This window comes from Moorena sp. SIO4A1, assembly GCF_010672065.1.
Taxonomy (GTDB): Bacteria; Cyanobacteriota; Cyanobacteriia; order Cyanobacteriales; family Coleofasciculaceae; genus Moorena.
Window position 1 is genome coordinate 59920 of the sequence record NZ_JAAHHX010000022.1, and the last position, 26670, is coordinate 86589.

General features: G+C 41.3%; 18 protein-coding genes and 2 pseudogenes. 10 read left to right on the forward strand and 10 right to left on the reverse strand.

The window, feature by feature from the left end; translation table 11 throughout:
- Positions 1-271: 271 nt before the first annotated feature.
- The 3 genes from F6K53_RS16220 to F6K53_RS16230 form a co-directional block, all read right to left on the reverse strand.
- Positions 272-1495, reverse strand: a complete 1224-nt coding sequence (locus F6K53_RS16220) for a glycosyltransferase family 2 protein (RefSeq protein ID WP_293081343.1) — start codon at positions 1493-1495, stop codon at positions 272-274.
- A 459-nt stretch (positions 1496-1954) separates the two neighbouring features.
- On the reverse strand, positions 1955-2998 hold the full coding sequence (locus F6K53_RS16225; protein ID WP_293025974.1) for a glycosyltransferase: 1044 nt from the start codon (positions 2996-2998) through the stop codon (positions 1955-1957).
- Between the two features lie 173 nt (positions 2999-3171).
- Entirely contained in the window at positions 3172-4899 is a 1728-nt protein-coding gene (locus F6K53_RS16230; RefSeq protein WP_293081346.1) for a cellulose-binding protein, read from the reverse strand.
- Between the two features lie 442 nt (positions 4900-5341).
- On the opposite strand from F6K53_RS16230, the gene F6K53_RS16235 reads away from it, so the two are divergent.
- Positions 5342-7009 (forward strand): alkaline phosphatase family protein, encoded by a 1668-nt coding sequence (locus tag F6K53_RS16235; protein ID WP_293025977.1) that lies wholly within the window; start codon positions 5342-5344, stop codon positions 7007-7009.
- Positions 7010-7164: 155 nt separating this feature from the next.
- On the opposite strand, the gene F6K53_RS16240 is transcribed toward F6K53_RS16235, so the two are convergent.
- From F6K53_RS16240 to F6K53_RS16265, 6 genes and pseudogenes are all read right to left on the reverse strand, one after another.
- Positions 7165-8307 carry a glycosyltransferase family 4 protein gene (locus F6K53_RS16240; RefSeq protein WP_293025979.1) on the reverse strand — a complete coding sequence of 381 codons (1143 nt, stop codon included), beginning with the start codon at positions 8305-8307 and terminating at the stop codon, positions 7165-7167.
- 182 nt (positions 8308-8489) lie between these two features.
- Positions 8490-9521: a GNAT family N-acetyltransferase gene (locus F6K53_RS16245; protein ID WP_293025981.1), complete on the reverse strand. Its 1032-nt coding sequence runs from the start codon at positions 9519-9521 to the stop codon at positions 8490-8492.
- 378 nt (positions 9522-9899) lie between these two features.
- Positions 9900-11042, reverse strand: coding sequence for a dTDP-4-amino-4,6-dideoxygalactose transaminase (rffA, locus tag F6K53_RS16250; RefSeq protein ID WP_293025983.1), 1143 nt, complete (start codon positions 11040-11042; stop codon positions 9900-9902).
- 134 nt (positions 11043-11176) lie between these two features.
- Entirely contained in the window at positions 11177-12364 is a 1188-nt protein-coding gene (locus tag F6K53_RS16255; protein WP_293067259.1) for a glycosyltransferase, read from the reverse strand.
- Between the two features lie 1033 nt (positions 12365-13397).
- A complete protein-coding gene (locus F6K53_RS16260) occupies positions 13398-13691 on the reverse strand; it encodes a hypothetical protein (protein WP_293067262.1) in 294 nt (97 codons plus the stop codon).
- A gap of 15 nt (positions 13692-13706) precedes the next feature.
- A pseudogene (locus F6K53_RS16265) lies at positions 13707-15157 on the reverse strand (IS66 family transposase).
- A 285-nt stretch (positions 15158-15442) separates the two neighbouring features.
- Between F6K53_RS16265 and F6K53_RS16270 the strand changes: the two are divergent.
- Together F6K53_RS16270 and F6K53_RS16275 are read left to right on the forward strand one after the other, a co-directional pair.
- Positions 15443-16726 (forward strand): pentapeptide repeat-containing protein, encoded by a 1284-nt coding sequence (locus F6K53_RS16270; RefSeq protein ID WP_293046421.1) that lies wholly within the window; start codon positions 15443-15445, stop codon positions 16724-16726.
- Between the two features lie 93 nt (positions 16727-16819).
- Positions 16820-17770 carry a glycosyltransferase family 2 protein gene (locus tag F6K53_RS16275; protein WP_293046417.1) on the forward strand — a complete coding sequence of 317 codons (951 nt, stop codon included), beginning with the start codon at positions 16820-16822 and terminating at the stop codon, positions 17768-17770.
- A gap of 728 nt (positions 17771-18498) precedes the next feature.
- Here the strand turns inward: F6K53_RS16275 and F6K53_RS16280 are convergent.
- On the reverse strand, positions 18499-18795 hold the full coding sequence (locus F6K53_RS16280) for a transposase (protein ID WP_293081366.1): 297 nt from the start codon (positions 18793-18795) through the stop codon (positions 18499-18501).
- Positions 18796-19424: 629 nt separating this feature from the next.
- Here F6K53_RS16280 and F6K53_RS16285 point away from each other — a divergent pair.
- The 7 genes and pseudogenes from F6K53_RS16285 (at position 19425) to F6K53_RS16315 (ending at position 26647) form a co-directional block, all read left to right on the forward strand.
- Positions 19425-19952 (forward strand): hypothetical protein, encoded by a 528-nt coding sequence (locus F6K53_RS16285; protein WP_293025995.1) that lies wholly within the window; start codon positions 19425-19427, stop codon positions 19950-19952.
- Between the two features lie 67 nt (positions 19953-20019).
- On the forward strand, positions 20020-20331 hold the full coding sequence (locus F6K53_RS16290; RefSeq protein WP_293025997.1) for a transposase: 312 nt from the start codon (positions 20020-20022) through the stop codon (positions 20329-20331).
- Between the two features lie 452 nt (positions 20332-20783).
- The gene (locus F6K53_RS16295; RefSeq protein ID WP_293025999.1) at positions 20784-20915 is read left to right on the forward strand and encodes a hypothetical protein; all 132 of its coding nucleotides are present in this window, start codon (positions 20784-20786) and stop codon (positions 20913-20915) included.
- A gap of 681 nt (positions 20916-21596) precedes the next feature.
- Positions 21597-22277: a hypothetical protein gene (locus F6K53_RS16300; RefSeq protein ID WP_293026001.1), complete on the forward strand. Its 681-nt coding sequence runs from the start codon at positions 21597-21599 to the stop codon at positions 22275-22277.
- 100 nt (positions 22278-22377) lie between these two features.
- Positions 22378-23736, forward strand: coding sequence for a D-arabinono-1,4-lactone oxidase (locus F6K53_RS16305; RefSeq protein ID WP_293067274.1), 1359 nt, complete (start codon positions 22378-22380; stop codon positions 23734-23736).
- 10 nt (positions 23737-23746) lie between these two features.
- Positions 23747-25006: a Gfo/Idh/MocA family oxidoreductase gene (locus F6K53_RS16310; protein ID WP_293067277.1), complete on the forward strand. Its 1260-nt coding sequence runs from the start codon at positions 23747-23749 to the stop codon at positions 25004-25006.
- A 113-nt stretch (positions 25007-25119) separates the two neighbouring features.
- Positions 25120-26647 (forward strand): annotated as a pseudogene (locus F6K53_RS16315) (IS66 family transposase).
- The last annotated feature ends 23 nt before the right edge of the window (positions 26648-26670 follow it).

Genomic DNA, 26670 nt, shown 5'->3' on the forward strand with positions numbered 1-26670 from the left:
GGCAGTTAGGACATGACAAAAGTCTCAAACCTAAGTAAGCGCAAGAGTTTGACTTCTGACTTCTGACTTCTGACTTCTGACTTCTGCTATATTTTGTGGTATAAATCTCAAATATTTATATCCAAAATAGGTAAGCCCAAGGATAATTACTTGGGCTAAATTATGGTATTAAAAATTTAATTAACCCGGATTCTCAAACAATTACTTAAGAATCCTATACCTAGGCTAAAGAAAAGACCAGAAATTGATCTCCCCTAGTAGAATCAGTTGATTAGGATGATGGGGTATCGACTGCATCCCGCTCTGTGCGAATCCACTTGGTCTGAGGTTCCACCAGAAAAGCCAGATAGAGGGGAATTTTCCACAGAATGTAAATTGGAACAGCTAAGAGCATCAGGATCGGAAAGTCTGCTCGGCAAAATTTAGCCCAACCTTCAACAATCGCAATTAACAGCAGCACCCCTTCTATTAGTAACACAATGGTACTTATCCATGATGCTCCCAATGCTCCCCCGAGTAAAGCTCCCCCTGTAGCAGCTACCCAAATTAGAACCAATAGGGACAATGGTGGCACACATAAGTCTAATGCGTACGCTAATAGATCGAAACGTCTTTGACGAATAGACTCTTTGAGCAACTTAGGAACTTGGTTTAGCAAAGTCTCGATATGACCATGCTCCCAGCGTGACCTTTGACTCTTTGCTGAAGCGTCTTTCATCAGACGACCTGTCACTCCTGCTTGTTGGCAATATATTGGGGAATGTCCGATGATCGCTAAATCCAAAGCCAACTGCATATCATCAACTGTTTTACTGCCAGCCAAAGAGATTTTGCGAATCACTGACCAAGGGAACGCCATTCCTGAACCTGTTAACAAACAAGGCAAGCCCAGTCGATGTAACCCACTCGGACGGACTGTATTTTTGAATTTAACCGCCAGGGTAGAGATCAAATCCTTTACTACCGGTTTGTCTGGTTGTGTCATTAAGTAAGTTGACTGAACCGGTCGTTGTGTAGCGTACGCAAGGCGGGAAATCTGTGAAATAGTTCCTTCAGCAACGATACAGTCTGCATCAACCACCACCACGACATCCGGTGGATTAGGCTCGATAAAGCTCATACCGAAGTCTAAGGCATATCCCTTACCTCTGCGCTCATGATCCTGTCGTTCAATTACGGTAGCACCAGATTTCCGAGCCACTGCTGCGGTGTCATCAGTGCAATTATCAGCAATGACTATTAGTCGGTCTTGCTCCGTAAGCTGAGGTAGTAATGTTTCCAGGGTGGCACTGATATCAGAGGCTTCATTGTGAGCTGGAACTAAAACAGCCACCGTTGGTCGGGGTTTCCTAGCATCCGACCATGGCTCAGAGGCATTAGGCAAAATTGCTGCACTACATTCAATAAAAAGAACTGTAATTGGAACGATAAGGGCAAATGCTATTACCAAAAATGGAATATCAATAAATGAGATTAATGGCTGATTAGCTAACACAATTCAACATCCTTAAAGCTTAAAATAAGTTATTTTTTTTTAGGGAACAGGGAACAGGGAACAGGGAACAGGGAATAGGGAATAGGGAATAGGGAACAGGGAACAGGGAACAGATAAGAGGGTTAATTTAACAAAAATAAACCTTTTGTTTCCATCATCATTAATAGGAATAATAGACTATATATTAAATCCAATAAATAATCGCTAATTAGTAAACTATAACCAGCTCTAAACTAACTATAAGTAAGTTATATAATTTTCTTTAAAGTATAATAAAAACCTAATTAGCTCTATTTAATAATGTTATATATCACCTATCACCTATCACCTATTACCTATCACCTATTACCTATTACCTATTACCTATTACCTATTACCTATTCTCTCTTCCCTGTTCCCTGTTCCCTGTTCCCTAAAATCCAGAAATTGTCTACCTCATAGCTATGATAATTGCTATATCTAACTGTTACTATTAAGTACAGTTTTGTACTCAACCAAGTTACTACGCTGTCCTAGCAATCGATTTAGGTGAAATTGAATCTGACCCTGGACCTGAGGAAACTTGCCGATCATGCAAGAGAGACTATAAAGTAAAGCATCTGTTGAGCTAAAACCTGTCTGGGACTTATGACGATAGATCCGGTAAGTCATCAGAGGATAACCCAGCAACAGCAATAAGCTCAAGCCATGGGTGAGCCATGCGATCGCAAATACTAACAGGGGTAAGAGTAACCCCCAGAACCAAATGCTCCGGCTTTCTTTCACCCAATGGCGTTCTGGAGTGTGACCGTGTAACCAGGCTCCCTCAGCGTAAGCATGACCTGCTCTTAAGAACCGTTTCCAGCACTGACTAAAACGTGTCATTTGGGCATCATGCCAAGTCATTTCAGCATCTAGGCGAAAAATCTTCCAACCCCTCTGGCGCAGCCGCAAGCACAGTTCCGGTTCTTCACCAGCAATTAGGGTCGGATTAAACCCTCCGACTTGTTCAAAAGCTTCTGTGCGCATCATTGCATCACCACCACAAGCGGAAGCTTCACCTACTGGTGTATCCCACTCCATGTCGCACAATCGGTTATATATAGATTTTTCAGGGAAGCGCTCTCGTCGGCGACCACAGACTACAGCGACATTAGGGTTGGCTTCCAGTTCCCCTTGAGCATAGTCGAGCCATCCCGCTACTACCTCACAATCCCCATCCACGAATTGGACAAACTTAAGATTTGGCTCTAAATGTTTAAGATAGATATATCCCGCATTCCTAGCACGAGCTGCAGTAAACGGTTTAGATAGGTCGAGTCCAATTACTTCTACCCCCAAAGAATGAGCGATTTCCACACTGTTATCTGTGGAGCCAGAATCGACATAAACCACACGAGCGGCGTTCTTAATTACAGACAGTAGACACTGACGTAGGCGTTCACCTTCATTGCGTCCAATCACAACTAATCCAATTTGCTTCACACCTTGGGGTTTGTATTCTACAGCTGAGAGAGTGTTCATCGTTTAACTGCTTTGAGAATTTAGCTCTTTTCTTGGACGAGGCAAAGAATTGAAACGTAGAGGTAGCACTGAAACGCTGTTTCCCTAACGCTCTCGTTGTGGGTGAAAGATTTTAGCCAGATTAAACTGTAGCAGATTCACCCTTGTACAGCTTTCTAGGGAAGTTTACAGGATCAGGAATTTTGATCGATAAAGTCTATCAGGGCATCATACTTGGGTGAACTCTTTTGGTATACATGTTCTAAAGCCCCCCAGCTTCCCCATTTACTCGGCTTCTTGATATCAGAAAAGTGCATAAATAAGCCACCGTTCTGATTCTTCCATTCATTCAGGAGTTCTGTATAAATTTTGTACATTTTTGGATGTCTATTAAGCTCAATGAAAAACTCAGTTAGTTTTTGATTATCGGACTTGACAAGATGTTGACCACCTTCGTAAGCCACTAACTGTAGTTTTCTTTTAGCTGCTACTTGTTGATGATACTTAAAAATTTTATCAATATCACTTAAACTCTCATAGTCTTCTTCTGTGGGAAGTAAACCCCCGGATTTGATCTGCTTAAACGCTTTTGACACTCCGCCATCGGGTTCATTCAACCAAGATTCTATGGTGCTTTCATTTTCTTCCGCGTTTAAGCTGCCATTAAAATATCCCGCGATCGCAAAAGCATCAATACTATGTTGATAACAAGGAGCATTACCCTCTGCTACCCACAGAGGACAATCTAAAACAGCATTTTCCAAACCAAGCCACACGGTATGGGTAGCCATAACAGACACAACTTGATTGCTGTCACTACCAAATATATTTTTCCAAATATCAGACATTTGAGCAGTACGCATGCCATACCATTGCATGTATGCATCTCCTTTATCCTTGCCCCACCTAGCTTGACCTTGAGCTAAGGCATAGTTAGCTTGTTGGAATTGCCAATTCCACACTTCATTAGACAGTTCCACATAAACCTTTAGATTTGGATCTAAGGTATCTTTAACTATTTGGGCAAAATTAGTGATATAGTCATCTGTAGCTTGATGGGGCATATTAAACCATGGATCAGCACCAATGCGATTGGCTAGTTTAACCATGATTTCTACAGGTACACCTTTACCGTAAGCGTAGGAGGCATCATCTACTTTTGGTCTATTTGCCCATTCCCTTTGCTTAGAATGATTGGTTTCCATCCAGTCCATAAAACGGATGGCTTTAAATTTTTTAATTTTATTGATGAATTCCGGATTAAAAAGTTCAGACTCGTAAGTATCTTCATCCTTAGCTTGAACAACACGAATGTTGCGAATATAATTACCCGTGTTATTAGGATCCGTAGCGGTAATTATTAAATAGATACTAGCCCCGGATGGCGTTACATTAATTACATCTCTTCCTGGCCTTGACGCTACCTCATCTTTGGTGGCATCAAACTTATATTCTATAGTGCCTTCTCCATCGTATAAAACCACATACTTTCCAGCTGGATAATTTTTCATCCCTGTAAAAAGTAGTGTAGCCACACGAGTATATTCAGGAGGAGCTTCTGGAGCAGGTAAAGACTTAACCCAGCCCTGTTCGTCTAAATCCAGTTTATCGTATTCCTCAGTATCCCACGAACCACTACAGCCTGTTTCTCCAGAGACACATTGAGTAATCCATGGTCTCGACGATTTGAAGGCATCTAAGAAAGGAAGTTCAGTTGACCAATCAGCAATTCCATTCAGGTTAGTTCCTAAGTTACTAGTTTTATCCAGAGAGTTTTGAACCGTTGATTTACTGAAAAAAATATTAATTTTTTGATAAAAGTGTTCAGGATGTGTTGGATTAAGCGCAATGAATAAAGTTAGACAAAAACTAAAAATAAATAATGTAATTATTTGGTTTTTTGTGAAAACTATACTGTACACTAATTTTAACTATCAGGGCTAGCAAAACTGACTTGATAATTGGAAGTTATTGGTAAGCTGACTTCACTCAAGTAGCGTTCGTGGCACAGGCTTATAGCCTGTGACGCACGCCCATTAGCTGACTGCTTACATGGCTGGTAATTATCACCACTAATATATACTTAATAAAAAACAGCTATCCGGATTTTTGGTCTAGAGATTTTTATCAAAAGCTTACGCTATATATGAATTTAAGTTAATCTTGTTATAAAGTTATAATAACGAGAAGGATTTTTAGAAATCCATAGGTAAAGATCAAAGCAGGGGTATAACGGTAAACTTAGCTGTTGTATAACATAGACCAAATCGAGTTTAATGTCACTCTAAGACTTGCCAAGATTCACGAATGCCCCTGGTTAAGTTGCAGGTTGCATCTCCAGTATTAACATTTACTTTCAGAGAAATGAACAAGCCCGTTATTGCCATTGGACTAGATGCAGCTGAGCCCTCTGTCCTTGAGAAATGGATGTCTCAGGGACATCTCCAGACTATGCGTCGTCTGCGCGACCAGGGAACCTATGGACGCCTAAAAAACTTTGAAGCGTTTAGTGCAGAAACCCCTTGGACAACATTTTTGACTGGCTGCTCGCCTCACACAACTGGGTACTGGTCTCCCTTGGGATTTCGAGAAGGTAGCTATGAGTGCTACACCAAGGCCGCCTATGACTATAGTGAGTATCCTCCATTTTATGCCCTGGGTGAAGATTATCGAGTGGCAGTTTTTGACATGCCTCAAACTCGGCTTTCTGAGAAGGTAAATGGTCCGCAGGTTTTAGCTTGGGGAGCCCATTCTCCTCAAGTAGCTAGTGGGTCTTTACCGACTTCACTGTTTCAAGAACTGGTTGACAAACATGGAGAACATCCAGGACTCCATAAAGACTATGCAGTGTGTCTTGATTTAAAAGGAACACTTCGACTTCGGAAAGTTCTTGAGACAGGGATCTCCCGTCGCGCTACTATTTGTCAAGATCTCTTGCAACGAGGTTCTTGGGACTTGTTTTTAACAGTGTTTGGCGAAGCCCATGCACTGGGTCACAATTTCTGGCAGTTGAGTCAACCGGAGCATCCTCTGTATGAGCATTTTAGTTCCCGTGTTTCAGGTGATCCAATGCTCGAAGGCTTTCAAGCCATTGATCGGGCAATCGGCAAGATTTTAGCCAAAGCACCAAAGGATGCTCATGTCGTCATTTTCTCCGCTCATGGCATGGGTCCTAACACCATGGATACCCCCAGCACGACCTTCCTGCCTGAGTTTCTATATCGCCTGAGTTTCCCTGGCAAATTTGGCCTGGCTAATGGTACTGAGTTGGGAACACCCCCTGAACCGATAATTACCAAAATGAAATGGAACTATTGGGAGCGACATCTGTGGGGTACCAAGTATGATCCTAATGCCATTAAAAGGTTTTTGAGACGAGAAATGCCCACCAAGCTTTTCAAACTAATCGAGCCATGGTTAGATTCTTCTCAAGAACCCGATCTAATCTCGCCATTCAGGCTAGCTAAGCAAACCGATGTAGTACCTTTCCAACCAGCCGCTTGGTATGCACCGGTCTGGCACAAGATGAAAGCGTTTGCCCTACCAAGCTTTTCAGAAGGATATATCCGCATCAATCTTCAGGGACGAGAACCCCAAGGATTGGTACCGGAATCGGAGTATGATGCCTTCTGTGATGAACTGATCCAAAAGCTTTACGCTCTTAAAGATGCCCGAAAAGGTGTACCGATGGTCAAGGATATCATCAGGACACGGAAGTCGCCCACTGAGCGAAATTGTAAGCTGTCTGATGCCGACTTGGTACTTGTCTGGCAAGATGAGTATGCCACAGATGTGGTGGAAAGTCCTGATGTTGGACGTATTGGTCCTGTACCCCATTATCGTTCTGGCAGCCATCGCCCTGAGGGATTTATCATCGCCGCAGGTCCAGATATTGCGTCCGGTGTTGATTTCGGAGGCGGTCATGCTCTTGATCTTCCCCCCACAATTTTGGAATTGATGGGTGCACCAATTCCTGAATACTTTGAAGGTAAGCCACTACCATTGCTAGCAAAAGAGCTTGTCAACGGTTAATATGCCTACTGCCTTAGAGTGTGGTCAGAAACGTTGCCCTCATAGTTAAGTCTTTGTAAATTAGAAATGAGGGATAAGGTAAAGAGGGGATGAGGAGATTTTTACTCCTCTTTCCCCTCTTCATTTTATTCCAAATCTCACAAATCCGACAGGAATCAATTGAACATGCTTATCATCACACGATGTATACGTTCTGCCCATGTATCCCAATTGAGAGACTGATCGTATTCCTCTCTAGAAGACTTGACTAATTGTTCATAGACTGCCCGATCACCAAAGTTATTTGCTATCACACTAGCATACTGATCACTTGAGGCAGATAACGGTAACATATAACCATTTTTGCCATCTTTAATAATTGTCGGGATTCCTCCGACATCAGTTGTGATTACAGGGAGACCAAATGCATTAGCCTCACAAATCACAATTGGTGAACAATCAGCACGAGTGGGAAACATCAAAAAATGGGATTGCAGAAATAATTGATTAAGTTCCTCTCGTTGCTTAGGATTATTTTTATTCAAAAAAGGAATGACCTTTAGCCGCTCATGCTTAATGTCATCCGGTGGCACACAACCAAGCATAACTAGCTCAGCGTCAATTCCCATGTTCAGCAGAGACATCAGAGTTTCAAAGGCAATATTTCCACCTTTTCTCTGCCAATCTTTACCAATAAACAATAAACGGCAACGGGAAGCATTACACTTGGAAAATAGTTGATCTACTGACGGGATATCATCTAAATTTGCTCCAAAGGGAATTACTTCAACTTTCTCTGGATCTGCCTGATAGTCGCTAATGGCAGATTTGGCAGCCCATTCTGAAGAATAAACTAGTTTATGAGATTTTGATAATACAGAAAATTCATGTTTTTCTCCTAGTTCAAATTCTTCTAGGTTTCGGTAAATTTTATAGTAGTCATTGTTGATTAGCTTCGGAGTAGCATCGGATAAAAAAATAATAGGAATACTAGTGTCAATTAAACTTACTTCTGCTGATGCAACAGGGCAAAAAAGTAAATCACATGGGGTTTCATTTAACTGTCTTTGAACGTTAATTATGAATCGATTAAGCTGTTCATTTTGATCAGAAGACTTGAAACCTAAAAATGAATCAATTAATTGGATAGGCTTGACTAGCTTATGCCAATAGGATACTTTTCTGGGATTGCCGAGATTAATCAACTGAAGGTCTCTTGATGCCAGAGACCTATGCATATAATAAAGGGTGCCAGAAAAAGTATTTTTATCTAAATAATTCTGAGAAGATAAAAAACCAACTCTCAAGGGCTGCATCATCGGTTTTACCAAGGTTGAATCTTGCTATCAAATGTACCGCTTCAATTATAGCTCCCTATTAGTAAAGTATTTGATGTCAAACCAGCCGTATTATTAAATTGCTTGATAATTTATTGCTCCCCAGTAGTTTACTTTTTAATGTAATCATTTTTAGGTATTTAAAACTAACTAAGCAATTTTGCTTAGTTAGCTCTAGGGTAATACGGCATTAATATTTTCTTTAAAGGTTTTAGGGGTTTCACCATACGCCTCAACTTATGATCAACATATATCATATAACAGTCAAGAGGCTCTGCTCCAAAACTTTTCTTAAATGCTATAACTCCTGGCAATCCACCACTAGGATTAAAATCAAACCAAGAATATCCTTGTTCACAAGAATCTTTGACAATTTCATACATAACTAAGTTAACTGGTCTTAGATTCAAGTATTTTTCTAAAGATGAGCCATGCCAATACACCACATGTTTCTTGGCGTAGAAGCATAGTGCTCCGCTGATAATTTCGTCTTGATAGTGGGCTAGCCAAAGCTTAACGTTAGGTGACTTAAGTTGAAAAATTGTTTTAAAAAGTTCCCAACTATAGCTACCAAGACTATTATCTCCCCATCGTCGTAATGAATCTTGATAAACTTGATAATATTCCCACCATTGATCTAGGGTAGATGCTGTAGTTACTGAAACTCCTTCCTTGATAGCTTTTCGGACTTTTCGAGCCATAGAACTACCGCCCTTTTTCCAAGTTTTGGAAATTGTTTCAAAACCCACGTCTAAGTTAATGGCGTGAGTGGTATCCTCCTCTTGTTCACTGACACAACTTAGGGCTACAGCTTTACTAGCTAGTTCATTGTAAGGATTTACTCGCCAACTTAATTTACCCCAAAAATTTTTATCGAGAAATTTAACTAGTAAAATGGCATGGTCAATGGTAAGTTCGTCTGCGGAAATCCATCCTCCAAAGGTTCCGTCTGGTGAGGATGAGTATTTCTTGATAAATTTCGGATTTCCAAGTTTATAAGAAAGGGGGATTAAAGCTCTTTTTTGATCTGAGACTACGATCATTTGAGGGTTTGGGCGAAATTCTCCTTGAGTATAGGTATTCCAGATTTCGGCCCATTCTCTTGAATGAAAATAAGTTGAATAATTGCATTCTTGCCAAATTTTATCCCATTCTTCAGCATTAGCGAGATAGGTTTTGGTAATTGATAGGCTCATTCACTACTCCTATAATTAATTTTTGTGACCATAAGTATTAGAAATGCCCTAGTGAATTCCTTGATTAATCTTGACCAAAGGTAAGACAAAGTAAGCGTTCGCGTAGCGTGACCTACGGTCAATCGCTTACCTGGAAACATCAACAAAGATAAAAATGCGATTGACCGTTCGCGCAGCGTCGGGCTTTGCCCGAAAGGTCACGCTACGCGAACGCTTGAGTATTGGATTTATCGATTTAGATAGCTGCGCTGATTTTCGCCTATCTATTTATTTCAGGACTTACGCAGTAACTCTACTTGTAGGGTCTCACCCTACTATTTATAGTGTTTGTTACCCAGTTTTACCTCAGTCCTGTATGTCTTAGAGTTCTGCTAGAGTTCAGAAAAATTTCTTGATTGATGCGACAACCCTTGCTTGGTCAGCCTCAGTCATATCGTTGTAAAAGGGCAGACGAAGTAAGCGATCGCTTACATCCTCAGTCACCAAGCAGTCTCCTTCTTTGCCCCCAAACTCTCGTCCCATATCAGACAAGTGCAATGGCAGATAGTGAAAAACGCTGTAGATGCCTTGAGCTTTCAAGTGAGCAATCAAGGCTTGGCGCTTCTCTAGGGACGGTAAGAGTACGTAGAACATATGGTATGCCTGGTCACAGTACTCTGGCACAATTGGTAAGCGAATACCGTACTCCGGTGCCCAATCCTTGAGATTTTCGTAGTAGTACTCCCAAATTTGCTGTCGCTTGCTCTGAATCTGTTGGCGACTTTCTAGCTGAGCATACAAGAAAGCTGCGAGTATGCCTGAGGGCAGATAACTCGAACCAATATCTACCCAGGTATACTTATCAATTTGACCGCGATAGAAGCGAGTGCGATTAGTTCCTTTCTCGCGGATAATCTCAGCACGTTCGATAAACTCAGGGTCGTTGATCAGCAGTGCGCCACCTTCTCCACAAGTAAAGTTCTTAGTCTCGTGAAAACTCTGGGTAGCTAGACAACCAAATGTACCTAGATACTTGCCTTTGTACTTAGCAAATAGCCCATGAGCATTGTCCTCAACAACTGGTATACCGTAACGTCCAGCAATCTCCAAAATAGCATCCATCTCGCACCCGACACCGGCGTAATGTACGGGAACAATAGCTTTGGTGCGGGGGGTAATCAGTGATTCTAATTTCTCTTCGTTTAAATTGAGGGTATCCGGGCGGATGTCAATAAAGACAGGTTGAGCACCTCGTAAGACAAAGGCATTAATGGTAGAGACAAAGGTGAAGGAGGGAACAATTACTTCATCCCCTGGTTGGATGTTTAATAGTAGTGCCGCCATTTCCAGAGCATGAGTGCAGGAAGTGGTTAGCAGAACCTTGGGAACTGACAATATTTGTTCGAGTAGAGCATGACATTTTTTGGTAATAGCACCATCACCGGAAAGATCCATGTTCTTGATGGTCTGTTGGATATACTCAAATTCTGTTCCAACAGTAACAGGGCGATTAAAAGGTATTTTTGACAAAGTAACTTCCATTTTTAGTTAGTAATTATTAGTTTCTACTTGGTATTAATGCGATCAATTTTTACGATGCACCTTAAATCCTATAGATTAGAAATTATTGATATGGCTTATTGTTGCTAGGAATAATAATTATGATTAAATTATTATTAGGGAGATGTTGAGTTGTAGCGCCCTGAACTTAAACGATGCTCAATTAACCATTGTTCATTTTCTGGTGAGTCATGTAGCCATCGCTGAATTAGGTCAGCAAATTTTACTGGAAGCTGCAAACTCTTCCAGGTTTCGTAAGAGGCTATAGACAGATTATGGTAAAGATCTGAATCGGAAAGCAGCTTTTGAATAGATTCTGCTAAAGCAACAGAGTTGCCAGCTTCGAAAATTTTCGCATTGATGCCATCTTTTAGTTTATTGATAAACATTGGGTGATCTGAAGCAATAATTGGAGTTCGAGCGCAAAGGGCATGAGTAATTACTAGTGGGAAACCCTCTGGAAATTCGTGGCGACTAGGAACTAATACCAGATCAGATTCTCTCATCAGAGGAACTACCGTATTACTTGGTACTAGTCCGAGAAACTCTACACAGTCTTCGATTTGTAGCTGCTTAGCTTTATTGACAAAGAAACCGGTTTTATCGTAACCAGCTAGCTTCAATTTGATTGGAAATTTATTAGCTTTTAATTTAGCGATAGATTCTAATATATCACCAACCCCTTTAGCTAAATTCATTGAGCCAACATAACATATTTGCCAATACTTTTCCTCTGATCGTAGAGTTTTTGGTAACCAAGATTCTGGGGTTTCAGTAACAATAAAGCTCCAAGGAATTATCTTGTCAGATTGGACTCCTATGTCCTGGAGTACTCGGGAGGAATCAATCCCATAACTACCAATCCATTGGATTTGATCATTATTTAATAATTGGCTTAGTAAATAATTACGAAACTTGTTACGCACCTTTCTGGTTGGAATAGATTCAGCAAATAGGGCTAGGGTTGAAACATTATTGTGAATTGCCCAACGAAAAACTTCCCGAATGGGTGTGCGAACAACTAAATGAGTTGGATGGTAATCTTCAACCAATTGGATTAATTTTTTAACGTTAATCTTTCCATCAAACCCTGCACCAATGGCACGAACTCCTTTTTCCAGTAGCTCATTGTATGGTTTTTCGGTCATACAACAGAGAGTTGCAACTTCCCCAATTTGTTTGCCAATTTCAGCTACCGCATCTACAGAATATTTCTGAGCATAGTATGTCTCAGGTCCACCGTTAGCTAAGCGTTCAAAGGTTTTACGGTAATCTCCAGCATACTGAATAATCAATAAACGCATAAAATTAATTCCTTTGTTTTCAATAATTTTTTATAAAAAGTATTACCATTTTACCGTTATATTAATATCCTTATTTTCAGAAAAAATAGATATATATTAATTTTTAGGATAAAGTTGGTGTTATTTAAAAAAACAAAATGCATACACTATGATTGATTTTACTATCCATTTAATTAAAAAAATAGATCCAAAAAAGCTATAGAGCATCAGGTGTAAACTAATAGGGATTTATAGTAGTGGAAGTAAAGCTTAAGATATATTTTTGATCCCTGCTCCCTTTAAACCAAAATACTATGTCTTAAACTATACTTCCGTTGCTATAAATTTTATTATCGATCCAGTTGTGCAAAAGCCTTCAATGCATCTCCCAATCTCCCAATCAGCCCCGATTCATAATTTACATGGGTGAAAGCTTAATTATCAATACAAGCTCAATCAAATAAATCCGGATTATTGTTCCTATTTTTAAAAAGAAATAAAGTAAAACTGAGTGCCCTGGTCTATACAGAAAATTTTGTTAAGGGTGGTTAGTGATTAGTAGTTAGTTGATTTTTTTTACTAACTACTAAATCCTAAAGTAATAACCACCCTCCAAGGAGGTAATTAATCCGATGTTACTAGAAGTTATCAGCACAAAAAACTGCCTATATTTGGTAAGTAAAGGCAGGTTTGGCGGATAAAAATTAATGCACCATAGACGATAGACAAATACCAGCTTCCCTAAAGCGTAAGGAGCATGCCATTGACTTTAAAGAGGTTTGAGAGTAATGTCCAAAAGTGCAATCGCATCTTTAACGTCTCCCTCAGCTGATTCTCTGGCGCAAATGAGCATCACTACCACATTTTTACCCAGCTGACGCGCCAAGATCACTCCACTGACTGGCTGAGTCTGACCACCTAGGGTTAAGCTACCTCTCCAAGGAAGGGGTGCATCTCAGTTTTGCAATTAGGCAAAAATTCCCGCGCCCCCGCCCCACACTTCCCACACTTCCCGCGCCCCCGCCCCGCGCCCCCGCCCCACACTTCCCACACTTCACATCTTTTTTACAAATATGAGATGCACCCCTTCTCCATCGGGTGAGGTACAAAGTTCTGGGTTTGTTCGCGTAGCGTGGCCCAAAGGCCAGGGAGTCGGGAGTCGGGAGTCGGGAGTCGGGAGTCGGGAGTCGGGAGTCGGGAGTACTGTTTGCGTCAATTCTTGTCCACTGTTCCCTGATCCGAAGTTCCCTGTTCCCGACTTCTGAAAGAAGTCTATACTTTGAAAAATTGGTATAACGTTACGGGTTATTGTCGCTCCCGCTTGGATTGATATAACGTATAAAACCAAAAAAAACGTAAGGATTCAGGTGTGGAGAGAAGGGATGAGGGAAGGAGGTTGGGTTAAATGACCCGATTGAGCCATAAGAGCTTGCTCGTTCGCGTAGCGTGACCAAAGGTCAAAAAATCCATCACCGACCGTTTTTGAAAACGGCAAGTTTGGACTGGTCGTGTAGTAAATTAGCGGTCTGCTCGAAACCTTAGAGAGAACGAGAGCCACCACGTTCCCTTACGCTTGGTGACTGCCAAACGTTTTGACCTCTCGGCGAGATTATTATCTGGTGGAACTTGGGGATGGTCTAAAAAATACCACCATTGGGAAGCCTTCTGTTTGAGGGAGCGCAGTAACTTACCTGCTTCGGCTCCTGCCACCGACCACCAGGTTTAATGAGTCAACTGTACCTGAGTTTTGAATCCCCTAACGCAGATGTTGGTACTCTGTCTCATCGCCATTTTCTGGCCAGAGGCGATAATGGCGAAAAGCTTCATCAATCAGACTCACGAGTGCTTCGACCATCGCTCGGTTGTGTAGTCCAGGCTGTTTGATTAACCTCAGAAAATGACGACGTAGATGGGCGTGCGCATTTCTGTTGAGCGCTGACTGGATAGCCATTATACACATTCAAGTCATCACTACTAAGAACACCCCTGTATTTACTGCCCAACTGAGATTCCAGTTCGGCACGTCCCCTGGTGTCAGCGGCCCGAAATAGACAAAAATCTCGATTGCTAAAGACCCAGAGCCATTCCTTAATTCCCTTTACAGGCCAAGGAGTTTCATCTACATGAATAGATGGTTGTTCTGTTTTTACCCATTCTGACAATTGCTCAACATGAGGTTTAATCGCCAGTTCAACCCGTTGATTGGTGTTCACTAAAGTCCCATTACCGATCTCTATCTTGCCCAGTTCCCATAACATCTCTTGTTGTTTTTTATAAGGGAGATGTCCATAATTCCCTAACCATCCCAGAAAAGCTTGTACCTTGACCCCCAAATCTTGTCCGGGTATCATCTCAACAGACCAAGAGGCTGATGTCACCGCACCACAGCCGCTACATTGACAATGGTAACGATGGTACTCAACTACCTCGATTGGTTTGTTCACCAGTTGGGCTACTTGTTGAGTGTCTACCAATATAGGTTGATCTAAAAATTCTCTTTGACCACACTGACTACACACAGACGGTTGCAAGATTTCGGTTCGGTCTATTCTGGAAAACCCTTTACGAGTTTTTCCCCGATGACCTGGTTGTCCTCCGGGTTTTCTCTTTTTGGCCTCAGTGGTGGGACAATCCTCCTTTTCTAGGGCTTTTTCGGATTTTTTCAGTAGATCAGTTGATGGGGGTTTCGAGGAAGTCTTACTATCGTGGGTCCCGACTAAGCTTTAATTTTTCAATTTCGAGCTGTAGTTCCTCAATCACTTTCTGTTGAGTCAATAGCATCTTTACCAGTTCCGCTTTTGACAACTGGCGCACGGCTTTCTCGAGTTAGCGGGAGAGGTGAGTGACTCATGTGTTTACTTTACCCTAGTTTGCTTCAAAGTCAATCCCGCAGACTTTCAAGAAGCTCCCTTCTTTGGCATTGTAGCAATGCCTGTGACCTGAATCCTTACAAAAAAACACAATTCAAGTCTACCGGATTTCACTTGAAAATTTGCTAATCTGTTGAGGTGCAAATATGCTAAAAAACGATCAGAGTGTCCAAGAGCTGTATTATTTTGTAATGTTGCTTTACCTTGAGCTCATTTTCCTGGGAATGCCATGACTAACTTGCCTGAGCCTGTGCCACCCAATCAGCCTGAACATAGTAACAACGGTACCGCCAAGAACTCAGCCAATGGTAATTCACCACCATCTCCTCCCCAAACTCAAGAGGAGCAACATTTATCTACCCTGCCGTTGTCAAACCTGCCCAATAAACCAACTATTGGATCAGTTAGTCCTGCTAATCGCTCCCTAAGCGTAATTATTCTCAGTGCGATCGCTATCATGATTTTTGGGGTAGTGATTGATAACCTCTGGATTGGGATATCCGGAGCTACTGTGGCGCTGCTGGTTTCATTGCCAGTGATTTTACCGGTTGTCAAACAATGGCTTACTGATTTGTTGCCACCCCAACAAAGAATCAAAGTTATTGCCTCGATCGGAGTGGTAGCAGCAATAAGTGGCTTACTGAACTTTCTTGGTGTTTACCAAAACATCAGCAATTGGTTAGTTCAGATTAAATGGGATGAATTTGGGTCATGGGCTGATTGGGTGGGTGCTTTGGGACAGATTTTGATTGCCGTCCTAGCAGTATTCATTGCTTGGCGACAATATGTCATTTCCAAAGACCTGACCATCCAGCAAAATATGATTACCCAGCAGCAAACCATTGATGCTTACTTTCAGGGAGTTTCAGATTTAGCCTTAGATGATCAGGGATTGCTAGAAGATTGGCCCCAGGAGAGGGCATTTTGCGAAGGAAGAACCGCTGCAATTCTCAGTAGTGTGGATGCCCATGGGAAAGCCAAAGTGCTCAGATTTTTGTCCCAAGCCCGTTTACTAACTCCCCTCAGACGGGATAATCATTTAGGACGCCCCATGTTGGATGGCTATGGAGGATACCAAGAAGACCGAGTTTATGGTATAAGGGTTATTGACCTGAATGTAATGTTAGCTGGATCAGACCTGAGTCATACAGATTTGCGTTGGACAGAACTCGGCGAAGCTAATATGGTCAGAGCGAATCTCAGCTTCTGTGACTTAGTGCAAGCGAATCTATCCCGCACTGTTTTATATGAAGCCAACCTCACTGGTGCTGACCTCAAGGGAGTCCGCCTATTCTATGGTTCAGTAGAAACTGCCAGTCCCCGCAGTCGTACCCATCCCCCTGACTATCGCACTGGAGTTTACACCGGTGCAGTAGTGGAAAATGTTAACTTCACCGGTGTCCAGCGGATGGATGAAAAGCAGCACTACTACAGCTGTGCTTGGTGCGGTGAAAAGTCAAGAAAAACAATCCCGGGTGGTTGTCAGGGAATTCCTAATAAATTAGGGCGCTAGAAGGTCGTCTGTCAGAATGCAGAATGTAGAATTAAGACTTTAGAATTCTACATTCTGCATTCTACATTCTTAATTCAAAAATGTTGAAGAACGATGAACCCAACCTATTCCCTGGTTATTCCTGTATATAACGAGGAAAACAGTATTTCAGAACTGTACCGACGCATTAGTACAGTAATGGATCAGTTAGGGGAGGTGGAGTTAATTCTAGTGAATGATGGCAGTTGCGATCGCTCTTTAGAGCTGATGCGAGACCTTCATCAAAAAGACCCAAGGGTATGTTACCTAAGTCTTTCCCGTAACTTTGGTCATCAAATTGCTGTCACTGCCGGTCTAAATTTTGTGCGGGGTCAAGGGATTATTGTCCTAGATGCTGATTTACAAGACCCACCAGAAATCATTCCAGTGCTAGTGGAAAAATGGCAGCAGGGTTATCAAATTGTTTATGCTCAGCGCACCCAGAGACGTCGTGAAAGTTGGTTAAAGCGCTTTCCGGCTTACCTATTTTATCGCTTACTGCGCCGTCTAGCCAATGTCGAGATTCCGTTAGATACAGGGGACTTTTGTTTAATGGATCGACGGGTGGTTGATGTACTCAATGCCATGCCAGAACGCAACCGTTACGTGCGGGGATTGCGTTCTTGGGTAGGGTTGCGGCAAACCTCTGTTTCCTATGTGCGTGACCCCCGGTTTGCTGGTGAGATCAAGTACACCATTCGTAAATCCCTAGCCCTAGCAGTAGATGCACTGGTTTCTTTTTCTAAAGTGCCATTGCGAATCGCTACTTATCTGGGATTATTAGCAACAGCGATAGCGCTATTGATGGCAGGGTTAGTGCTTTACTGGCGGATTTTTGAACCGAATTCTCCTGTGACTGGGTTTGCCACTATTATGATTGCAATTTTCTTTTTGGGAGCTGTGCAGTTAGTATCTATTGGTATTTTGGGGGAATATGTAGGACGGATTTATGAAGAAGTTAAAGGAAGACCATTGTATGTTTTATCAGAAGTGAGGGGGTTTGGGTCGGAAGGAGTATCAAAGTAAGGGATAAGTTATCAGTTATCAGCTGACAGCTATCATGTTTCAAATAAACGAGCTTTGTGGCACAGGCTTCGACGCTGTGAAATAACTCAGATTAAACTAATGCTTACCCAGGGCTATTTTATTCTAAATAGACTTCTTGCAGAACTAGGGAAAAGCGGATCACCGGAACAGCATATCACTGGAAAAGTGGAGAAGAATTGACGCAAAGCGATGTAGAGGTCCGACCCGTGGCGAATTTAATTACGGGTCAAGCGCACCATTACGGTCTTGGGGGGGCAGCGCCGCCAAAGGGGGTTCCCACGGGGCTTACAGCGATGCAGAGGTGCGACCCGTGGCGAATTTAATTCTTAATGCGGAAAACGCACCATTACGGTCTTGGGGAGGCAGTGCGGTCTTGGGGGTTCCCCCCATGAGCAACTGCCGTGGTTCCCCCCGGAGACGAAACCTGATTACGTTGAGCCTTTATGGTTGGTAGGCTATGCAGATGCATGGGTAAAACTTGAGGCGCGACCCCGTAATTTAATTCGCCATAGGAAAGCGCGCCTCCATTGATTAAGGCTCAACTGTCTTACGGTAACTTCAAACCATGAGCGACTGCATCAAGAACACTATCAGAAAACTACTTTTGCAATAGGTCTATAGCGGTTTGCGCTTAGATTAGTTACAATAGCAACAATAAGAAAACAATTTTGTTATTTGTTTTTTAGTCAAAGAATCACAACAATCAACTAGACCTTGTCTTGATGCAGCGCGGTCATGGGGGGAACCCCCAAGACCGCGCTGCATCGCTTTTCTAACTCATCTCTCGTCATAGTTACTAATGAACGTAAATGTTCTTTCAAAATAAACCAGAATTTTTCAATGGGATTAAAATCAGGAGAATAGGGAGGTAAAAATAAAACTTTAGCTCCAACTTCTGATAATATTTCTATAACTTTTTGATTTTTATGACTAGATAAATTATCCATAATTACCACGGCACCAGGCCATAAGGATGGGGCTAAAACATATTTTATATAAGTAATAAAATTTGAGTATTAATCGAGCCATTTAAGGTCATATTTCCTAATATTACTTGGGAGGAAATAGCACTAAAGATTGTGATATGTTCTCCTCTATAATAAGGGCTATAATCGACAACTCTGGTTCCTCTTTGAGAACGACCATAAATGCGCTTTTTCCCTAAATTAAACCCCGTTTTATCCAAAAAAACTAGGTTTTCGACTAAAAAACTAGTAACTGTTTGCCAATATAAAAGTCTTAAATTAGCTACTCTTTCCGTTTTAGCTTGACTGGCATATAAACTTTTTTTTTTCGTGTTATGTTGAGTTTTTTCAGGAATCTACTCAAGGTAAGTAGGTGGGCGTAATTAAGTGTAAAATAGAAAAGTAGTTTAAAAATCCCAAAATCGTAATGCCAGCTCGATTAAAAATTCGTCTAAGTGAGTTATAACTTCAAGAGTTGTTAGAATTAAAATCTGATAATAATTGTCCAAAAAGAACTATAAAAAGAGTATAATTTATCTGTTGAAATCCTAAAGTATGGACAGTCAATCAAATATCTGACTGGATATATTGGTCACCGAATACAGTGAAAAAAACTATTCATAGGTGGATAATACAAGGCAAAGAAGGACTCTGGGATAAGCCAAGAAGTGGTAGAAAAAAAAACCTGGAAAAAATCGGATATAGACTATCTAGAAGAGCTTTGTAATGATGAAGAAAGAACTTACAATAGTAAGCAGCTATCTGTTCTTTTAAAAAAAGAGCGTCAAGTGGAATTAAGTCCCGAAAGAATCCGTAAGATACTTAAAAAAAAAGGATATTTATGGAAGCGAACAAAAACAAGTCCAAGACGACATCCTAACCCCAGAGAAAAAGAATATAAAAAAGCAGATTTAGATATGTTACGTCTGCAAGCCTCTTGTGGTGATGTCAGACTAAAATACTTAGATGAAGCAGGTTTCAGTCTTTGGAGTCCTGTAAGTTATAGTTATATAAAGGTAGGAAAACAGAAACAAATTCCCCAAAGTAAAAAACGAGGAAAACGTCTAAATATATTAGGAATATATGAGCCCCAAAAAAGCTTTAACTATACTTTAAAGCTTGGTAGTCTAAAAAAAGATAATTTGATCAAAGTTTTGGATAGCGATGCAGCGCGGTCTTGGGGGTTTCCCCCATGAGCGACTGCATCAAGACAAAGAAGCTTAAGAAGCAAAAACAGCTCGACTAAAAACAGGAATAGATACAGTGATTGTCTTGGATAATTCCTCAAGTCATAAAAGTCATCAGGTAAGATCTAAAGAAAAAGAATGGTTAGAAATGGGATTGTATTTATTCTTTCTGCCAACTTATAGTCCAGAACTTAATCTAATAGAGGGGGAGTGGCATCAACTTAAAACTCATCAAATCTCTGGTAGAATGTTTGAGGATGAATACGATCTAGCTTTAGCAGTTAAAGAAGGTATAAACAAACGAAGTTGCGAAGTAGGTTATCAGCTTCAACAGTGGACAATATCTGAAAATATAGATAGTAAAAATGATCAAGTTTTTAACGTTTAATTAAGCCCACCTACTTAGTTAGGTGTACAGTAATTTGTTTATCTTTTTCAAGTATTTCCACCATTTCCGAGAGAGTTAATGATGGATGCTCTGACAACATAGATTTGATAAATTCCGTGAATGGTTCTAATTTAGATGCTCGGTTATTCCCTTGTTTGCCCGGTGATATATTTCCAGTTTATTTGAATTTTTTAATAATTTTAAATACAAAATTGCGACTCACTTTAAACCTTTTATCTAACCGGGTCATTGAGCCTTGGCCAAAGGCCACGCTACGCGAACACAGTCTAGATAAGCTGTGATAATTTTCGTTTTTATGTCAACAGAATATGCTTTCATAATTGAATTTTTATAATATCTATTATATTATACTCTATTTAAGCGCAAACCGCTATAATCTAATCGGAATATGGTACGATTCAGAGCAAATTCCATTTAATGCATCTACTCCCGTGTCTCAAATCGCAATTATAGAAGCGAAAGCTGGACTAGAAGCTCCTCGTCGTCGTGCCGGACAGCGCCACACTCTGTCACTGTGCCTACCGCTATTTACTTTGGCCATGTTCCCTGACAGGGGGACATAAAGCAGGGTAAGCGCAAGAATCAATAAGCCGTAGCTTACCCTCGAAAAAAACCACGTCATTCTCAACAAATTAACTCTATTGCGAGTACAGTTCGACGAGATTATAGGGGTTTCGAGCCACGAGCAACCGAGATCCAGCCAATGCACATTATGGGCAATTTTTTCTTGCGCTTACCCTGGGACATAAAGCTTATAACGTAGACAATTCTGACTCTATAGCCCGCTCACCCTTCTTGTAATAGTTGAGGCAACGACGGTTAATTTGCATGCATTTCGTCCACTATTTTTTCGCACAATCCCCTTAAGGGAAGCCACGAATGCTCAGGTGCGCTTTCCGTTCGCCGTAGGCGACGCTTTTGGCCTACGGCCAAACGCGAACGGCGAATTTAATTCTTAATGGGTCAAGCGCACTTTAAGTAACTGAGGAGCCATGTTAAAATAAGTTGTACAAATTTTATCGGAAATAAATTGTGAGATATAGCTTCCAGAAAAAAAACTGTTCAGGTTATTTTTACACGAGTCCTGATCGGTTGAACGTATTACCGAGTAATGATTTTAGCTTGCATGTTACCCCCCCATAAAATTAACTCAGTACCTTCATGTTATTTTATATATTGTGGAAATATAAACATTATCCTATCAATATACTATACTAGTGCCAATTTTAGTGTTGAGTATAGCAATGTCTCTGATTGTTGGAACCAGAATCCATAGTGGTGTTGATGGTTATATCCCTGAATTAGGTAAAGTGGAAAATTGGTGTGATCAGGTACTAGAATACGCTGATTATATAGTAAGAGCTACAGATAATCAACTATTTGACAAAATTAGCAAAATTGTTTCGGTGTTTGCAGAACAGGTACTTTCCCTGCTAATAAATCCCTGGAAAGGACTAGCTCATCCCCTAAATGCGATTGTATGTGAAGCAACTTATTTGGGTGGTGATAAACTTTTGCTTCAAAGTCTAGAAGTCTATATATCATCAACAGATGTGGAAACCTTGAATTCTCACCTTACCTCTGACACTCTGGTAGTGGGGGCAAAGATGATTTCAACCCATGGAGGAGATGCTGGAGTAAAATTTATAGATGGTATGACCTCTCCTTGGAATACTTTAGCTTTGTGGAACTTATCAAAGTTAAACATAACAGGGTTTTTAGGAATTTCTAGTGGACTTATAAAGGATGTACCTGGTGGCATGGAAGAAGTAACCACTATTTCCTTACTGCAACAACTTTATCAAAATCAAGCTCAGGCAAAATTGGTTAAACTATCAGACCTTAAGTGGATTACTACCTGGAATAGTCAAGAACGCCAAAAGTACCATAAAAAAAAAATGTTGACAAAATTGTTGCGAGCATAAAAACAACTAAAACACTCCAGAATTAAGCGTGGAGTTGTCACAATATTGGAATAATAAATTTATCGGCTCACAATCATTTTTTGCCCGTAAACAAGGAAATATGAATCAAAATAAATTTATCAATTGGTCTGAGCAGTATCAGTGCATACCTACTTCTGTACATTACCCTGCTTCAACTGAAGAAGCTAGAGACATTGTTTGCCAAGTAATGCAACAGGGAACAAAAATCCGAGTATTTGGTTCAGGACATTCCCCAAGCGATATTGCTATGAGTAATCAGGATTTGGTTTGTAGCGATCGCTTAAATCAGATCCTAAATATCAACTATGATAGTCAAACTGTTGTTACTCAAGCAGGAGTTACCCTCAAAGATTTGAATCAAAGCCTAGCAAAACATAGACTAGCCTTGCCCAATCTAGGTTCTATTTATGCTCAAACTGTAGGAGGTGCAATGGCAACTGCAACTCATGGCACAGGATTAAATTATGGGGTACTGTCAACAATTATTCAGGAAATTACACTGGTAACAGGTTTAGGAGAAGTTATCAAAATCTCCAAAGATGAAAATTATCAACTATTTAATGCAGCCAAATGCCATCTAGGAAGTTTGGGATTAGTCACAGAACTTAAATTACAAGTAACAAAAGAATTTGACTTAGAAGTACGAGAACAACCAGAAACTCTAGAAACTGTATTGGATAAACTACCAGAACGCCTGCAAGCTGACCACTATCGTTTTTGGTATTTACCCCATGCAGATAGGGTGTGGGAGTGGAGTGCAACTCGCAAACCACCTGGAAAAACTGCTCCCAAACAAAATTTTTTCCAACGCTTCCAGAGTTGGTATAGAGAAAAACTTATTGGTTACTATACATTTGAACTGCTCTTATATTTAGCTACTTATAATCAACGTCTGATTCCCCTGGTTAATCGCTGGTACGTTCAACAAATGTTCAGCAAGTCAAAACAGTCACGAGGGAACAGTGTCAGTCAATTCAATTTTGATTGTCTATTTAAACAGCAGGTTAATGAGTGGGCGATTCCTATAGAACATACGGCTGAAGCCATCTTGCAAATTCGCCAGATGATTAAAGAAAAAGACTATCAAGTTCATTTGCCCATTGAAGTGCGCTTTGTCAAAGGAGATGATATTTGGTTAAGTCCTTGTCAGGGTAGAGATAGCTGCTATATCGGGGTTATTACTTATATGCCCTACGGTAAATATGTTGATTGTCAATCCTATTTTGATGACTATGAAAAAATTATGGCTAAATTAGATGGTCGTCCCCATTGGGCAAAAAGGTTCGGGCCTGATGCTGATAAATTAGAAAAAATGTATCCCCACTGGAACGACTTTCATAAAGTACGTTCTCAACTTGAACCAGATAATATATTTGGTAACTCCTATAGCGATCGCGTACTCGTAAAACCTAAAAAAACGCCTTTGTATTACTCATAAAAATCCGAACATGGGAACAGATATTTTAGTCATCGGAACAGGTGAATATGTCACAGGTTTTGTTCACGGAGCAGCAGCTAATTCTGACAAAAGTGCTGGTGTTGTAGCCTTGGTGCTTTTCGACCTCCGAAGTCGTGGAAAAGTAGAGCAAATTTCCCTCTGTGGACGAGATGGAAAACGTTTTCCAGGGATTCGCCATCATTTTGCCGAACAAATTAGTTCTCGGTATCAGGGAATAGATGCTTCCGTCCATACTTTTCCTGATGACAATGACTATAATCCCCAAGCCTATCAAACTGCTATCGAGAAGATGAAGCCAGGAAGTGGGGTAATTGTAGTGACACCTGATGATACCCACTTTGAGATCGCCATGACTGCTATTCGTCAGGGAATGCACGTTTTAGTTGCTAAACCATTGGTGAAAACTCTAGCAGAACATCAGAAATTAATCGAGGCTGGAAAGCAACATAATGTACTGGTGGGAATAGAGATGCACAAGAGGTTTGACCCCATGTACTCTGATGCACGCGATCGCGCTCGCAGCTATGGAGATTTTAGTTATATGAGTAGCTATATGAGTCAGCCGAGAAGTCAACTTAACACTTTTGGTCAATGGGCAGGGCGCTCTTCTGACATTAGCTACTATTTGAACTCTCATCACATAGATTTATTAGACTGGATGATAGGGGATCGGGCCAGACCCATCCAAGTAAATGCTTTAGCTGCTACTGGAGTCGCCAAGACAGAGTTAGGCATTGATACCGAAGATACCATTACCCTAACGGTTCAGTGGGAAAACATCGAGAGTAGGAATTTAGGAATCTCCATTCATACGGCATCATGGATTGCCCCTAAATCTGACGTTCATTCCCAACAACGGTTTTTCTACATGGGTCATCAAGGAGAGTTACAAGTCGATCAAGCTCATCGAGGTTATACAACTGCAACAGTATCTGGGGGATATGCTAGTATTAACCCCCTATTTATGAAGTACGAACCCTCTGATGGCAAATTTGCTGGACAGGGAGCCTACGGTTATCAAAGTCTTGAAAGATTTGTGGATGCAGTAGGCAGTATTAATGAGGGAAAAGCGGAACCCAAAGATTTTGACAATATCCTAGCGACTGCTGCTCGAACTTTACAGACAACAGCTATTCTTGAAGCTGGTCGTCTCAGTTTAGATAGTGGTGGTTTACCCGTTGAAATTAAATATAGTTCCCAAGAGCTATTAACACCAGAAACTCTCAACCTCAACCTCAACCGCACCTAAATACAATTTTATCATAATGTCGGCAGAAAACCCGAGCCATAACGGTAACTGCTCACCGCAATAAAGATGCTCTATTGACAACGGAGAAGCCAAATTGAACACTTGGATGTATATTGGTTCTTATGACTCCAACCGCCACCGAGAATTCCCAGTCCGTCATGAGCGTCGCCTCCGAACAGTTGGTGACCAATGTACTGCTGGTTGAGTGGCTCGTGAAGCTGCAACAACAACTATCCCTTCAACAACGAGTGATTGAACAGCAGCAAAGACAAATCTTTGGGCAGCAGCAAGAGATAGAACAATTTTTGGAGGAGCGTATTGAAGCTCAAAAACCGCTCCTCGAAAAATAGTTCAGTCCCTCCTTCCTCTGACCAACTCCAAAAGCCCAGCAACAAAAGTAAGCGCAAAAAGGGGAAAAAGCGCGGTCCCAAGTATAATCATCTTTGGAATTACCCGTAACGGATTTGGCACTCAGTCACGAAATAGTGACTATCGAGCATTAAAGCTGTCCCATGTGCGCTACTTCCTTAGAGGTAGTAGAAGAAGCTCCACAAAAAGTCCAGCAAGTAGCTGAAGTAGTCGAGCAACCAATAGAAATCAGAGAATATCGCCGCCCTCTATACAATTGTCCCAATTGTGGATGGTCTGGTTATAGCTCTATGCCTTGGGGAGTCAAAGAAGGATTCAGCTATGGGGGACGACTCTGTAGCATTGTGGGCTGGTTAGGGTATGGGGGCAACTTGACGTGGCGTAAACAGGAATATTTTGCCTTTATATGTCTTGGGGGTTCCTATTTCTCAGGGAAGTCTGGCAAAAATGCAACGCTGGTTCCAAGAGAGTTTGGAGCCTTCTTACCAACAATGGCGTTCCCTACGTCAGACAGCCAGGGGTCAGGTGTGTGGATGAAACGACCTACTGTATAGATGGCATTAAGTATTGGTTGTGGGTAGCTACCAGTGACCAGGTATGTGCTAAGATGTTAGCACCCACACGCAGTAGTGCTGAACTAGAGAAATTACTGGGAGCTGAGTTTGAGGGAATACTCACGCTTTGATTGTTTTAGTGCCTACTCTCCACAAGGAGCTCAGGCCAAGCAGAAGTGTTTAGCCCATCTCGAGAGAGACTTAAAAGCCCTCTTAACCAGTCGCTTTGAAGGCAATCGACAGTTTGCGAGCAAAGTGCAATTAGTGTTGTGGCAAGCTCGCAGTTGCTATCAGGATTATCAAGAAGGAAAACTTAGTTGCCAAACTCTCAATGACCAACGAGAAAGTGTAGAAGCTTCTCTTAAAAAAGTCTTAGAAGAGACACTCTTGGATACCCTCCCTCAGATACTTTGAGATTGATTCAACGACTACAGCGTCATTGGAATGAGTGGTTCACTTTTTTGTCTCATCCAGAGGTCAAACCTGATAACAATGATGCTGAGCGAGCAATGGCCCAATTGTGATACATCGCAAAGTCAGTGGTGGGGCTTGAAGCGATTGGGGGGCACAGTTAGTCGCCCAAATGTTTAGTTTTTTGGTTTCGATGCGGTTGCAAGGAAATAATGCGTTCGCGAAGCGGTTCTTTTGGAACATCGCTGCTTTATGTGAATTATTGTCTTTGGCTGGTCGAAGTCCCCCAGGCTTGGAGTTTTCCTGACAATTAGAGTAAACCATAGTTTT